12 protein-coding genes are annotated in these 14,483 nt (G+C 61.5%); 2 read left to right on the forward strand and 10 right to left on the reverse strand.

The window, feature by feature from the left end; all coding sequences use genetic code 11:
* Positions 1-2: 2 nt before the first annotated feature.
* Both JIN78_RS03830 and JIN78_RS03835 read right to left on the reverse strand, forming a co-directional pair.
* Positions 3-854, reverse strand: coding sequence for a sugar phosphate isomerase/epimerase family protein (locus tag JIN78_RS03830; RefSeq protein WP_200390615.1), 852 nt, complete (start codon positions 852-854; stop codon positions 3-5).
* A 78-nt stretch (positions 855-932) separates the two neighbouring features.
* A complete protein-coding gene (locus tag JIN78_RS03835; protein ID WP_200390616.1) occupies positions 933-1,649 on the reverse strand; it encodes an SDR family oxidoreductase in 717 nt (238 codons plus the stop codon).
* A gap of 98 nt (positions 1,650-1,747) precedes the next feature.
* Between JIN78_RS03835 and JIN78_RS03840 the strand changes: the two genes are divergently transcribed.
* Positions 1,748-2,431, forward strand: a complete 684-nt coding sequence (locus JIN78_RS03840; protein ID WP_200390617.1) for a spermidine synthase family protein — start codon at positions 1,748-1,750, stop codon at positions 2,429-2,431.
* 146 nt (positions 2,432-2,577) lie between these two features.
* Positions 2,578-3,627, forward strand: a complete 1,050-nt coding sequence (locus JIN78_RS17680; protein ID WP_200390618.1) for a PEP-CTERM sorting domain-containing protein — start codon at positions 2,578-2,580, stop codon at positions 3,625-3,627.
* Here the strand turns inward: JIN78_RS17680 and JIN78_RS17685 are convergent.
* The 8 genes from JIN78_RS17685 to uvrA form a co-directional block, all read right to left on the reverse strand.
* Positions 3,549-3,872, reverse strand: coding sequence for a hypothetical protein (locus tag JIN78_RS17685; RefSeq protein ID WP_200390619.1), 324 nt, complete (start codon positions 3,870-3,872; stop codon positions 3,549-3,551). The two genes, JIN78_RS17680 and JIN78_RS17685, sit on opposite strands and share 79 nt — an antisense overlap.
* A 6-nt stretch (positions 3,873-3,878) precedes the next feature.
* Positions 3,879-4,583, reverse strand: a complete 705-nt coding sequence (locus JIN78_RS03855) for a prolipoprotein diacylglyceryl transferase family protein (protein WP_200390620.1) — start codon at positions 4,581-4,583, stop codon at positions 3,879-3,881.
* Entirely contained in the window at positions 4,580-5,068 is a 489-nt protein-coding gene (locus JIN78_RS03860; RefSeq protein ID WP_200390621.1) for a hypothetical protein, read from the reverse strand. Before JIN78_RS03860 ends, JIN78_RS03855 begins: the two co-directional genes overlap by 4 nt.
* Positions 5,069-5,131: 63 nt before the next feature.
* On the reverse strand, positions 5,132-5,458 hold the full coding sequence (locus JIN78_RS03865; RefSeq protein WP_200390622.1) for a hypothetical protein: 327 nt from the start codon (positions 5,456-5,458) through the stop codon (positions 5,132-5,134).
* A 197-nt stretch (positions 5,459-5,655) separates the two neighbouring features.
* Entirely contained in the window at positions 5,656-6,810 is a 1,155-nt protein-coding gene (locus JIN78_RS03870; RefSeq protein WP_234037778.1) for a radical SAM protein, read from the reverse strand.
* A gap of 15 nt (positions 6,811-6,825) precedes the next feature.
* A complete protein-coding gene (locus JIN78_RS03875) occupies positions 6,826-7,062 on the reverse strand; it encodes a hypothetical protein (protein ID WP_200390623.1) in 237 nt (78 codons plus the stop codon).
* A 195-nt stretch (positions 7,063-7,257) separates the two neighbouring features.
* Entirely contained in the window at positions 7,258-8,823 is a 1,566-nt protein-coding gene (locus JIN78_RS03880; RefSeq protein WP_200390624.1) for a lipase family alpha/beta hydrolase, read from the reverse strand.
* Between the two features lie 11 nt (positions 8,824-8,834).
* Entirely contained in the window at positions 8,835-14,384 is a 5,550-nt protein-coding gene (uvrA, locus tag JIN78_RS17690) for an excinuclease ABC subunit UvrA (protein ID WP_425606130.1), read from the reverse strand.
* Positions 14,385-14,483: the final 99 nt, after the last annotated feature.

Raw genomic sequence — 14,483 nt, forward strand, 5'->3', positions numbered from 1 at the left:
CTTCAGGAGAAGAGCGACTTCATGAAGTCCAGGCCCTGCTTGGCGAAGATATCCTGGTTGTCGGCAAATTTTTTCCAGATACAGACCGCGCCCGCGAGGTCGCGATTTGCGGGGGTGAAGGACTCGATGGTGATGTGACCGGAGTAGTTGATCGCCTGCAGCGCCTCGCGGAAGTCACCCCAGGGAGTGAGCCCGGTGCCGGTGATGCCCCGGTGATTTTCGGAGACCTGCACATGAAGGAGCTGGTCGCCGGCTTCGCGGATGGCTCCGCCGAGATCGCCCTCCTCAATGGTCATGTGAAAGGTGTCGATCATGACTTTGGCGGCGGGGTGGCCGATGTCCTGGACCATGCGGAGGGTGTCGGCGGTGGTATTGACCAGATCGGTCTCGAAGCGGTTGATGGCCTCCAAGGCGATCTGGAGATTGCGGGAAGCGGCTTCTTCGCTGACTTTGCGCAACTGTTCCACGGCCTGGTTCCACTCTGCGAGGCGTTCTTCGGGCGGGAGCTGGCGAGCTTTTCCGACTTCGGAATACATGGGGCCGGCGAAGAAATCCGCGCCCAGTTCGGCGGTGAAGTCCAGACAACCCTTGATGTAGTCGTGGGCCCCTTGCACCACCTGGGGGTCGGAGTTGGTCAGATCGCGACCGGGTCCGAAGGCTCCGCAGACCGTGGCGGTGAGACCTTCGCCATCGAGGGCCTTGCGAATCTCTCCCGCATCCACCAGGGAGAGGTCCTCGATGGGGAGCTCCACGCTATCGAAGCCGAGGTTCTTGATGGTGGAGAAAAGGGAGACCTTGTCGGTGCCGAAGGGGGAAGTCCAAAGCCAGGTGCTGGCGCCAAATTGAATGCTCATAGATGGTCCAGTGTCGCGGGATTCCCATTTGGGCTCAATCTCTTTTCATGGCGAACTTTTACCAGAAAATGTGCGAGATTATGCCTTTTGCCCCGCCGGGCGGAGTTGGATATCACCAATATTGACGTGCGCGGGGGCGGCCAGGATTTGGTAAACGCAGTCGGCGACATCGGCCGGACGGAGGATGGGAGCGGACTCGCGGAGCTGGCTGAGTTTCTCTTCGCGCCCTTCGAAATACTTGTCCAGAATGGCGGTGTCGACAAAGCCGGGGCTGACGGTGGCGACCTGATGGGGAGAGCCATCGCCGGCCAACTCGCTGCGCAAGGATTCGGTGAGTGCGCGCACCGCGAACTTGGTGGGTGAGTAGAAGCCGCCGGTCTGGGGCACGCGGTGGCCGCTCATGCTGGAGAGATTGACGATGCGGCCTCCGCTGGCGGGGAAGAGCTTGAGGGCGTGCTGGGTGGCCATGATGAGCCCGTGGACGTTGACTTGCCACATTTGTGCAAAGCGTTCGGGATCGCCATCGCTGACCCGCTCCATCCAGGCCACGCCTGCATTGTTGACGAGGGCGTCGAGGGTGCCGGTGGCTTCCTGGATGATCTCAAAGGCATGGCCGATGCGCTCCGGTTGGCTGAGGTCGCAGGAAATGCGATCGGCCCCGGCGGGCACCTTGCCAATCTGGCGGCAGAGGCCAAAGACGCGTGCTCCCCGAGCGAGAAGGAGCTCCGTGATGGCGGATCCAATGCCACTGGAAGCTCCGGTGACGGCGATGCATTTCCCTTGTAAATCGGACATGGGTCTACTCAAAACCAGCCCGCCGAACTTGGCAAGAAGACAGCGGGCGAACCCCCGCTGGCCGGACTGCCCTTTTCCTGCTAACACTGCCCCTTCCTATGAAGCCCACCACCAACGTCGCCGAAACCCGTGCTCCCGACGGCGCGCACTTCCGCCTCATCGAACACGACGGCGAATACTATCTCTACATGAATGATCGCCAGGTGATGAGCACTAAGATGACCTACTCCGAGCGCATGCTGGCGGACTACGGATGTGACTTCCGGGGCACTCGCCCGGGGTGCCGGGTGCTGGTGGGCGGGCTGGGTTTGGGCTTCAGCCTGCGGCGCGCGCTGGAACTCACGGGGCCGGATTCCCGCTGCGAGGTGGCGGAGCTCTTGCCCGAGATCGTGCGCTGGAATCGTGAGTTGGTAGGGGGCTACAATGACGACATTCTCACCGATGAGCGCACGGTGGTGACCATTGACGACGTCTTTCATTGCATCCGCCGGGCGGCCAGAGGCGAGGTCGCGCCCTACGATGCCATCCTGCTCGATGTCGATGACGGGCCTTCCTCCCTGCTGCAGCCGCAGAATTCCCAGCTCTACCAAGCTGAGGGGCTCGATCTGCTCAAGCAGGCCCTCGCGCCTGATGGCCGCATCGCCTTCTGGGCGGTCGAAAGGGATCCGCGTCTTTTCCGCAGCCTCAAGAAGGCAAAATTCTGGGTGGAGGAATATCCCTGTGCCAAGCACGAGCGCGCCAAGCGCAAGGAACATGCCATCTACCTTGCGGTGAGACGATAAGAGGATTTTTCGAGGAGGCTTCCAGTGGCGTTATTGCCCAGAAAGCGGAGAGTTGTGAGTGCCTCGCAATGTAGGTGGGGGCTTTTGTTGTTTTCTAATTCACGAGAAATATAGTAGGACCTCATGCGGTAAACTCGAAATCTCCTGTGAACGCGCACTCTCCTTTTATCCTGACTGTTGGCAGCCTTTGGCTGGGCCTATCCACTACCAATGCGGTCAATATCGTCCTCGATTTTGTCCCCTCCAATAATCTTTTCTCAGGAAATGCCACCGCGCGGGCAGCGGTTAGCCAAGCGGCCTCCGATATCAGTGCGGCGTTGACCAATTCGCTTTCTCCGCTGGCGACTGACACCTACACGGGGACCAATGGCGCGAATTCATCGACCGTAGATTGGCGTTTGCAATACACCCAGCCCAATTCCGGGAATGCGGTGACATTGGAGAATCCCCACAGTTCTCCCGGGTTCGGTCTTGACGAGATTAAGATTTACGTGGGAGGGCGTGATTTGGGGGGGAACACGCTGGGGCAGGGCGGGCCGGGAGGAATTGGCTTTAATTTGGGTGGCACGATCGGGCCGGGTTCATTTGCCGATGCCGTCGACCAGATGGAGGCCCTTTCCGATGCGGCCATGCTGCGGGGGAGTGGGCCGGTGCTCTACGTTCAGAGCACAACCTTCAACGGAGAAGATGTGACCTTGCAATCGGGAATTTTTGTCGGAAATCTCTGGTTTGACACCGATACCGACAATGATGGGAACACGGATAGTGCTGCTGAGTTGGGGTTGAGCTGGCACTATGACCACACCATCGGGGTGGCCGGTGGAAAGATCGATCTCTACACCGTTGCTCTTCACGAGATTCTCCATGCCATTGGTTTCGGCATTGGCGAAAGCTGGAATAGCCAGGTCTCGGGCAATGAATGGACCGGGATGGAGGCCAACAGTGTCTATGAAGGACTAGGCGCGGTGCCCATTGATGGCGGACATTTGGCGGCCGGGACGATGAGCACCAGCATTGTGGATGGCTCCACCCAAGAGGCGGTCATGGGCCCCACTCTCAGTGCGGGCCAGCGCAAGACCTTGACCGAGCTGGACCTCGCCATCCTTCGGGACCTTGGCTACGAGACCATCCCCGAGCCCTCTTCGCTCTCGCTCTGTGCGTTGGGCTTGCTCGCGGTATTCCGGCGCCGGAAGTAGAGCAGTGCGGCGACGGCCCCAAGGATCGGACAGAGGAAAATGACGAGCATCCAGAGCGGGACCTCGCTGCCCTCTCCCTCGCACAGCACCCTACGAACGGCTGCAATCGTGCTCCAGACCCAGAAGACAATGATGAGGACGTTGAGGACCTGAGCGAGAAAGAATGGCCAGCGAAATCCGGAATCGTATGCGAGGTCGCTCTGGACCAAGAGGTCAGTAGGTTGGGTGAGGAGTGAGGCAGTCATGGCTATTCAAGCGAAGGCTATCGGCGGATGGAGTTGCCGTCGACGAAAAGCGAGCAGACCGATGAAGGTCAGCGCCAAAGCGAAGAGTTGATAGCCGGAGAGCCCGAGGAAGGGCTTGGGGGTGGCGCGAAGAAATTCGTGACCAAAGCGAAACAAGCCGTAGGCGATGAGGTAGAGGTGGAAGTGTTGGCCCCGGAGAAGGCCGAAACGGCGAAAGTTGAAGAAGAGAAGGAAGGCGAGCCCATTGAAGGCGATTTCCACCTGCACGGCGGGCCAGTGGGTGAGGGGCCCGAGCGAGCAGGCGATCCCGCGGCAGCAGCCGTGACTGAGACACCCGAGGCGGCCCACGATGAGGGCGAGGGGGACCACGGCGGCGAAGCCATCGCCGGTCGCTTTGCGATAGCCGAGAAGTTTCTTGGCCCCCTCCACTCCGAGGAAGCCGCCCAGCAAGGCTCCGGTGACGGATTTGCCAGTGAGCCAGTGGAGAAGCCGCTGATCGGAGGCCGACACCAGCCAGCCTTCGGAAAGGAGGTAGGCCAGCTTGGCTCCGAGAAAGGCACAGGCCAAGGCGGCGCCGTAGATGAGCGGGATGAGGGGGTCGTTTTTGCTACGGCGAATCCAGTAAACGGCGGAGAGGATGATTCCCAGCAGCAAGGTGAGGGGGTAGTAGGGAAAACCGGCGTTGGGAGCGCTGGGGAAGAGCGTGCTCATGGCTGTTCGGCGGGGGCGGGCAGAGGCTCTCCCGCGGGGGTGAGGTCACGGCCCGTGCCCAAGAACCCTTCATCTTCATCCGCAGTCGTTTCCCCGGGACTCTCGGTTTCTCGGGCTTTTCGTTCCTCTTGTTGCCGCACCCAATCATCGGGCGGGCGGTGTCCGAAGCCCTCATCTCCGAGGCTGCCGAGACAACCGGCGAAGAAGATGATGAAACAGAGCGTGGCCTCTGCGATGGGATAAATAATCAAGCCCAGTGCCAGCATGCCGCCGCTTACTTTTTTCCGGAGAGTGACGAGCAGAAGAATCCACCCAACTAGAATGGCGAAAGCTCCCGAGCCGAGGGCCGAAAAAGCGAGGTCGGGGTTCTTCTCGATCGCTGCCCAGAGAGAGAGAAGAGCGGTGACCACGATGGGCAGGAGATAAGCGATCCAGAGGCTCTTGGTGTGGACCTTAGCCCGAGGTGGAAGAGCGGGAGGAGTCATGTTCGGATGGTTTATCAGAGGCGAGCCACAAGGGCGAGAACAAGAAGCGGGATAGAGGTTCCCTCAATGGATGGGATTGTCCATGAAGTAGAGGGCGCATCCGGTGAGAGCGAGGGTGAGTAAGATAATCAGCTGGGCAAGAGGGTAGAAGAAAACGAGGAGGCAATGACTGCTTCCCTGATAGCGGTCTGCAGTCATTCTGGCAAAGACTCCCCAGCCTATGCAGTAAGCGGTTGCGAGAGAGATGAATAACCAGGCGCCGACGAGAGGGGGGTCACCTGAAAAAATGGGGTAGCTAAGGAGGGCGATAACGAGTAAGACGAGCCCGGGCGGCCCCAGCATACTGAGCCACAGTCCACGAGTGTTGAGTTCGGGAGGTTCGTCGTTCATCAGGCCAGGCCGTAGTAGCGGCAGAAGGAGTCGAGCTGTCCATCGGGACGAATGACGTGGGTGCAGCAGCGGTCGATGCGGTCGTCATCCCAAGTGCCGGCATCCATGAAGGGCTTGATGAAGAGGCGGAAGGTGTCCTTTTCGCGCAGTTCGAAGTCCTTCAGAATCGCTCCCAGTTCGGTGTTTTCGCAGCCACATTACACGAGGTCGGAGAGATGGTAGCGAATCTTGTCCTGCAAAAATCCCTGCACTTTCGCAAAGTCGATGAACTCGGAGACACTGCGCGTGCCCAGGGGGGTCTTGAGCAGATAGCCAATGGTGGCGCAGTTCGGGTCCCCGCAGGGCAGGGGGGTGAAGTCGTCGGGCCCGAGCTGGTCATCCGATTGCGCCATGAGCCCGAGAATGATGTCGGCGGTGTTCAAGCGGCGTTCGCGGGCGTGGGTGCGGCCGGAATGGAACAGGGGCTGGAAGGAGACGCCCCGGCAGCTCTCATACCCGAGCCCGAATTGCACCGTCTCCCAGAGGTGGGGAAGATTCTCCGGCATCACGGTCATGGCGAGGGTGACGGGCAGACCGATGGCTTCGCAGTTGGCGAGCGCTTTTTTCTTCATCTCCCGCAGGTCTGTCCCCCGCAGCTCGACTTGTCCTTCCTGTTGGGGACCATCGAATTGTAAGTAAAGTTGCAGGTGTCCGCGCGAGACCCGCTTGCCGAGTTCCTCCAAGAAGCCCTTGTCGCCTGCCAGCTTCACGCCGTTGGTATTGATCAAGGCATAGTCGATACGAGGTTCCTCGTGAATCCAGTCGAGGAGTGCGAAGAACTCGGGATGGAGGGTGGGCTCTCCGCCGGAGAGTTGCAGCAGCTCGATGGGGCCTTTCCGATCGAGGACTCCAGTGATGCGTTGCTGGAGGGCGGCGAGGGAATGATACTTGAGGCGCTCGCCCGTGCCTGCCGGGGAGTCGGCGAAGCAGGTGGGGCAGGCGAGATTGCACGAGTCGACAATCTCGATGAGGGCGAGGCAGGTGGAGAGTTTTTCGATGGTGTCGGGCTGCCCGGCGTTTTTTCCCAACGTCCCCGGCAAGCCCGTGGAATCGGCGGGAGTGCAAGCGCAGCCGGGGCCGCAGCGATTGTCCTCCGAGCCTTGCGCCAGCCAGTAGAAGCGGGCGTCGGAGGAGATCACGGAGGTGCTCTCGCCATGTTCGGGACAGCGCCGCCGTAGATGGACCTCGCTGTGGCCCTCGGCGGAGGAGATTTTCAAAACCTCCGCTGGCACCCGCTGGAGACAATCGGGACAACGCGAGGTGGTGCGCTTCAGCTCGCGCGGATCGCGTAGGAGTGAGGTGGAAAAGTTCATAGAAAAGAGAAGGATTTAAAGAAAGGCCTGACAGCCGAGACTCATGGCAAAGATCACGAGCGGGATGACGACAACCTGACAGAGGAGAAAGAGGAAGGTGCTCCAGGCCAGCGTCTTTTTGTTGACTTGAGCGCGCCCCTCTTCCTTTGAGATTTGGAGATAGGAGGCAAAGAGTCCGCAAGCTAGCAAAACGCAGCCGGCGACAGTTAGGAAAAGGATGTTCAGGGGGATGTGGTGAGGATGAGCGCTCAACAAGAGAAGTGTACAGCCCACAAGGGCTCCCCCTGCACAGATGCCGGGCACGATCCAGCAGAGCAAGAGGAGCCAGTTGCTTGCCGACGAGGGGCGGGGAGGGGGAGATTGCGGTTTGATAATGGAACTCTGCCCGTTTTTTTCCCGCGGGGGAAATTGATTTGTCCGAAGCGACTATCGATTCGGGTGATGATTTCACTCTCTTTGCCCGTCGCGCAGTTTGAGGATGCGCTTCATTTCGGCGATGGCTTCGGGGTGGTGGAAGGCTCCGTGTCCAGCGGGGATGAGCTTCTCCGACACCGCGCGGGGGAAGTGGCTGCTTTGCCAAGTGACCACCCCGTCCGAGCTTTTCTCCACCGGGCCCTTGCGCCCGCGAGTGCCGATGATGCTGTGATAGATCACGGGATGGGCTGGGGGCAGAGTGTCGAGGATTTGCAGCGTGGGCTGGCGGGGGGAGAGCGAACTCACGCTATCCAGCTGTCCTTTGCCGAGAGCGGCGTAAGCGGGGGTGAAGACACCGGGATTATCGGCGCTGATGCGCTGGTAAAATTCTTGGAAGGGGCGCGGGGGCGCGGCGATGAGGCGGCCCAGTTTGCCGATGAGATTATCCGCATAACTGCTCCCCCGGTGGGGCACATTGCAGAAGATGATGCGGCCGATGGCTTTCTCGCTTTTCCACTCGAAGGCATTGGTCAGCTTTTGCCTATCTTCGGGCGAGAGCTTGAGTTGCTCCGGGGGCACCTGAAAAGCCGCTTTCCAAAAGGTGTCCCGGGGTTCGACTACGAGGGCCTTGCCCACCAGCCCGCCCATGCTGTGGGTCAGCAGGGTGATGTGTCGACTGGCGTAGTCGTCGCCTTCCGGGTCCAGCAATTGCCGCAGTTCCTTCAGCTGATTGCGCAATTGCCGCGAGGAGTAGAGGGACGGGGCCGAGGTATTATACTGGTAGTGCCAGATTTGATAACGTTTCTGGATTTCCGGGTCGCCCCACATCTCGTTGCTCACCTTGGCCCAGGCCAGGGCGGTGGAGAGGAGGCCGTGGATCATGATGAGAGGTTGCTTGTCCGGATCGTAGGGCTCCATCAGGTAGAGCTGGGGCGGGCGGTCGGACTTGCGGGTGAGGACGTCGGTGACTCCGGTGCGCCAGAGGCTGCCCGTGCGCTCGAGAAAGGCCGCCCAAGCCACCGAGAAGTCGGCGGCCAAGGGCACCCGCGAGGGGCCCGGGACATCCTCGTGCAAGAGGGGGCAGGCCAGATAGATGGAGGCCTCGCGGGGGCCGGTCTGGGAGATGAAGGCGGTCAGGGGGCGGGTGATGCCATGAGGCGGGTAGAATTTTTCAATGGGCAACTCGCCCTTGTTCTCGCGCAGTCCCACCAGCGAGGCCCCCCGCCCCTTGCGCTTGAAGTGGGGTAATTTGACCACCCGGAAGTCCTCCGCCGGGAGCAGTTGGTCGTAGAACTTGAAGCTGAAATCCGGCTGGGGATGGCTCTCGAAGTGGACCGTCCAGGGCTGGCTCTCGCCGGGAAGGACGATGGTGTCACGCTCTCCCCGGCCGGCTTCCTTCCATTTTTCCACAAAGTGAGCTAGGGCGTGATCGGCCTCCTCGTCCTCGCTGAGGGCCAGCTGGAGCAAGGCTCCCTCTTCGGAATGAGCCAAGGCATGGTCGTTGCTGTGAGCCATGCGCTTGATCTGAGCCGGAACCAGAGAGCAGGAAGGGAGACAAGTGAGGAGGACGAGGGCGAGCAGAAGAGAAGAGAGGCGCATCGCCCCTCACCTTACATTGTTAATAAATTTTCCAAAGCTTCTTTCAAAAAAGGCGCGGTGCGGGAGGCTTTGCTTTTCGCCACTTGCTCGGGTGGGCCGGCCGCGACGATGGTGCCGCCGGCCGCTCCGGCTTCGGGGCCGAGGTCGAGGAGGTAGTCGGCCTGGGCCGCGAGGTCCATGTGGTGCTCAATGACGATCACGGTGTGGCCTTCCTCCACCAGGCGATGGAGGACCTCGACGAGCTTGGCGACATCGGCCCCGTGTAAGCCGATGCTGGGCTCTTCGATGAGATAGAGGTTCGCTTGCTTCACGCCGGAGAGGGCGGCTTTGGGGGAACGGCCTTTGATGAGTTGGGAAACGAGCTTGATGCGCTGGGCCTCGCCGCCGCTGAGGGTGGGGCTGGGTTGACCGAGCTGCAGATAGCCCAGGCCGGTGTCGGCGAGGAGGGAGAGGGTCTTGCTCAACTTGGGCACGGCGGCGAAGAATTCCGCGGCCTCCGCAATGGTGAGGTGGAGCACTTCGCCAATGTTCTTGCCGTGGTAGGTGACCTCGAGGGTGGCGGGATTGTAGCGAGCCCCTTCGCAGGCCTCGCAGTCGATCCAGGTGGAGGGCAGGAAGTCCATCTCGAGCTTGATGCGGCCATTGCCTTTGCAGTCCGGGCATTGGCCTTCCTTGTTGTTGAAGGAAAAACGGCCTGCCTCGTAGCCGCGCATGCGGGCCTCGGGCAGTTGGGCGAAGAGCTTGCGAATCTCGTCAAAGAGTTTCACATAGGTCGCCGGGCAGGAGCGGGAGGTCTTGCCGATGGGGGTCTGGTCGACCTCGTAACAGGCCTTGAGGTGCTCGAAGCCCTTGATGGATTGCCAGCTCTTGTCGCTGTTTTTTTGGGAAAGGGAGTCGAAGGCGGGCTTGAGGGTGCCGCGCATGAGGGAGGATTTCCCGCAGCCGGAGACGCCGGTGAGCACGGTCAGGCGGCCGAGAGGCAGGGCCACGTCGATGTTTTTGAGGTTGTTGTAGCGGCAGCCCTTGAGCTTGAGCCAGCCTTCGCGCGCGTTCTTGGCGGGAATCTTGCGTCGGGCTGGAGCGGGCAGGGAAACCCTTTCCACCGCTTCGGGCGTTATCAGCTCGCCGCCCAGCCGTCCGGCGCCGGGGCCGAGGTGGATTTGGTGGTCCGCGCGGGCCATTGTTTCCTCGTCATGCTCGACGATGAGGAGGCTGTTCCCTTTTTGCTGCAGGGCGCGCAGGGTGTCGAGGAGCTTGACGTTGTCGCGGGGGTGGAGGCCGATGGTGGGTTCGTCGAGAACGTAGAGCACGCCGCGTAGATTGGAGCCCAGTTGCGCGGCGAGGCGGATGCGCTGGGCCTCGCCGCCGGAGAGGGTGTTGGCCGAGCGGTCGAGGGTGAGGTAGCCGAGTCCGACCTCGGCGAGGAAGTGGAGGCGCTGGGTGAGCTCGGGCAGGATGTCGCGGGCGATGAGCTTGTCGCGGCCCGTGAATTGAAGCAGGCCGATGAGTTCCTGGGCCTCCAGCACGGAGAGGGAGGCGAGTTGGGGCAGGCTGAGCGATTCCTCGCCGTCGTTGGGGAGGAAGACGTGGCGGGCGGCTTCGTTGAGCCGTGAGCCTGCGCACTCGGGGCAGGTTTTCAGTTCCTCCTCGTCGGCGCGGTCGAGCTTGCGGTCGTAGTCCAGTTCGGCCTCCGAGACCGAGTTGTAGCCGGAGGCGTCGTATTTGCTGCGCTGGACGGTGACGTGTCCGTAGCCCCGGCATTTGGGGCACCAGCCGCGGGGGGAATTGAAGGAGAAGTGGCTGGGGTCGGGGGCCTCGAAGGAGCGCCCGGTGGCGGGCGAGACGCGGGCGGTGGAGAGGGGGAGGAGTTCGCCGGAGGCGGTGAGGAGGCGGCAGGTGCCTTTGCCCAACTTGAGGGCCTCGGAGATTTTTTCGGCCAGGGCCGTAGCAGAGGGCGGACGCTTCGGCGAAGCGTCCCTACCGCCGAGGAGCACGGCGTCGATATCGTGTTCGACGAAGCGTTCGAGGCGCTCGAAGTTGGCGGAGTCTTGGAATTCCCCGTCGACGAGGAGTTGTTCGTAGCCGTGTTTGTCGGCCCATTTGGCGACATCGGTGTGGTAGCCTTTGCGTCCGCGCACGAGGGGGGCCAGCAGGGTGACTGGTCCCTTTTTGGCCTCGTCTTTGACCCGTTGCAAAATGGCGTCCTCGGTTTGGGAAATGACGGGCAGGCCGGACTCGGGGCAATGCTGCACCCCCACTTTGGCGAAGAGGAGGCGCAGAAAGTGGTAGAGCTCGGTGATGGTGGCGACGGTGGATTTTCCTCCCCCACGCGAGACCCGTTGCTCGATGGCGACTGTGGGCGGGAGGCCTTCGATCTTGTCCACCTCCGGTTTCTCCAGTTGTTCGGCGAACTGCCGGGCGTAGGGCGACATGGAGTCGAGGAAGCGCCGCTGGCCTTCGGCAAAAACGAGGTCGAAGGCGAGAGTGGATTTTCCGGAGCCAGACAGTCCGGTGACCACCACCATTTCGTCGCGGGGAATATCGAGAGTGATGTTTTTCAGATTATGGTGACGCGCCCCGTAGATGGAGATGGCGTTTTTCTGCTTTTGAACAGGATGAACAGGATTTCCTGAAACTTTGTCTGAAACTTTAGTTTTTAAGTTTTTCGTTTTTCGTTTTCCCCCAAGGAGGGGGGCGAGGAATTGCCCGGTAAGGGTCCCCGCCGCCGCCACCTCCTCCGGCGTGCCTTCAGCCACGATTTGGCCTCCGTGGCGCCCGGCTTCGGGACCGAGGTCGATGAGGTGGTCGGCGCACTTGATGACGTCGAGGTTGTGCTCAATGACGAGGAGGCTGTGGCCGCTGTCGACGAGCTTCTGGAAGATGAGGAGCAGGCGCTCGATGTCGGTGAAATGCAGGCCGGTGGTGGGCTCGTCGAGGATGAGGAGCGCTTTTTGGATCTCAGATTTGGAATTTGAGAATTGGGATTGGGCCAGGAGTTGGCAGAGCTTGAGGCGTTGGGACTCGCCGCCGGAGAGGGTGTTGAGGGGTTGCCCGAGGCGCAGGTAGCCGAGGCCCACGTCGATGAGGGGCTGCAGGAGAGTGGCGGCTTTGTGGAGGAGTTTCTTTTCTTTCGCGGATGCCTGCGGCGAGGTCGTTTTGGGTGCGGATGCCTGCGGCGAGGCATCCCTACCGGAGTGGGCCCAAGTGACGAATTCCTCGATGGTTTGGTCGAGAAGGTCCGCGATACTATGTCCCTCGTAAGTGAAGTCGAGGGCGCTGCGGTTGTAGCGGCGGCCTTCGCACTCGGGGCAGGTGAGATAGAGATCGGAGAGGAACTGCATCTCGACTTTCTCAAAGCCATTGCCCAGGCAGCGCTCGCAGCGGCCGGCCCCGGAGTTGAAGGAAAAGTAGCCGGGCTTGAGTCCGGCGGCCTTGGCCTCGGGCATGAGGGTGAAGAGCTGGCGCAGCGCTTCGAAGGCGCCGAGGTAGACCGCCGGGGTGGACTTGGGGGTGCGGGCGAGGGGAGTCTGATCGATCAATTGCACGGACTGGATTTGTTCCGGGGGGAAGGTCAATTCGCTGATGGGGGCAGGTTCGTCTTCGGTGGCTTCTCCCAGTTCGCGGGCCAGATTGAGATAGAGCACGTCGTGGGCGAGAGTGGATTTGCCACTGCCCGAGACCCCGGTGAGGCAGGTGAAGGTGCCGAGGGGAAGGTTCAGCTCGACCTCGCGCAGGTTGTTCTGGTTGGCCCCGGTGAGGGTGAGGAAGGTGTGGGGTGTGCGGCGTTGTTCGGGGAGGGGGATGGTCTTTTGCCCGGTGAGATAGGGCAAGGTGATGGAGGCCGTTTTTTTCTGCTCGCTGAGGGGACCCTGATAGACCAGCTCGCCGCCGTGCTGTCCGCTGCGGGGACCGATGTCGAGAAGCTGGTCGGCGGCGCGCATCACGATTTCGTCGTGTTCGACGGCGAGGAGGGTGTTGCCCTTGTCGCGGAGGTCGTGCATCACCTTGACCAGGGCGGAGATGTCGCGCGGGTGCAGTCCGACGGTGGGCTCGTCGAGCACGAAGAGAGTTTGGGACAGGCTGGTGCCGAGACAGGTGGTGAGATTGACGCGGGCGATTTCGCCGCCGCTCAGGGTGCGGGCCGGGCGGTCGAGGGTGAGGTAGGAGAGCCCGACTTGGAGGAGGTATTGCAGGCGGGAGGTGATTTCGCCCAGGATGAGGCCCAGGGTTTTGTCGAAGGCCAGCTTGCGGGTGACCTCGGCGCTGGCCTCGAGTTTCTGGAGAAAATCGGCCAGTTCATCGACCGGCATTTGCCAGAGATCGGGGAGGGTTTTGCCTTCGATTTTGAAGGCGAGGGCCTCGGGCCGCAGGCGGCGGCCGCGGCAATCCGCGCAGCGGGTGTAGCTGCGGTAGCGGGCGAGGAAGATGCGCACGTGCATCTTGTAGGACTTGCTCTCCATCCAGTCGAAGAAGCCCTTCACGCCATACCACTTGCCTTCCTGCCAGAGCTTCTCGCTATCATTGCTACTACCTTCCCCGTAGAGAATCCACTCCTGCTGGTCGGGGGTGAGGTCGCGATAGGGTTCGTGGAGATCGATGCCGACTTCGGGGGCGAGGCGTGCGAGATCGGCCTGGCATTCCTCCCCGCGCTCGCCCTGGAAGGGTTTGACCACCCCGTCGGCGATGGAGAGGGAGGGATTGGGGACCGCTTTTTGCAGATCGATGCCTATGACGCGACCGAAGCCCCGGCAGGTGGGGCAGGCGCCGAGGGGATTATTGAAAGTGAAGAGCGCGGAGGTCGGTCGTTGCAGGGGCGCCCAACTGGTGGAGAAGGTCTTCCTTTTGTCCCCCGCTGCAGGGGTCACCGTCGCTTCTCCTTTGCCGAGGCGGAGAGCGGTCTCCAGGGCCTCGAAGAGCCGGGAGCGGTTGCGGGAGCTGGCCTTCACCCTATCCTGAATGACCTGCACACTTGTCGTCTCGCTGAGGTCGAGGTCCGGGGCCGGATCGTCGGTGCGCACGAGGGTGCCATCGGGCAGGAGGAGGCGCAGGTAGCCCTGATTTTGCAAAAAGGGGAAGAGGTCCTCACTACGGGTGTCCTCGGGGATGGGCACGGGAAAGGTGATCAGCACGGGCTCGTCAGCGAGGTTTTCCAACGTCCAGGCGGTGGCGCTGGCGGGGGTATCGGGAGCGATTTCCTCGCCCGTGCGGGGGTGGTAGCCCTTTGCCAGGCGGGGGTAGAGCAGCTTGAGGTAGTCGTTGATCTCGGTGAGGGTGCCGACCGTGGAGCGGGTGGTGCGGATTTGGTTTTTTTGCTCGATGGCAATGGCCGGGGGGATGTTCTCGATGGCATCGACCGCGGGCTTGTCCATGCGGTCGAAGAACTGGCGCACGTAGGGGGAGAAGGTCTCCACGTAGCGGCGCTGGCCCTCGGCGTAGAGAGTGTGGAAGGCCAGGGAGGACTTGCCCGAGCCGGAGGGACCGGTGACCACCGTCAGTTGTCCGAGCGGAATATCGACATCAAGGCCCTTGAGATTGTGTTGGCGTGCGCCCCGCACCTCGATGGAGGGAGCTTTCTTCGCAGTCGAATTTTTAGCGGAAGCCTTCTTGGTGGCTTGGCGGGAACTCTTTTTGGCGGGCACGGCAGCAGATTAGCGCGGCCT

Source organism: Roseibacillus ishigakijimensis (assembly GCF_016595415.1).
GTDB classification, from domain to species: domain Bacteria; phylum Verrucomicrobiota; class Verrucomicrobiia; order Verrucomicrobiales; family Akkermansiaceae; genus Roseibacillus; species Roseibacillus ishigakijimensis.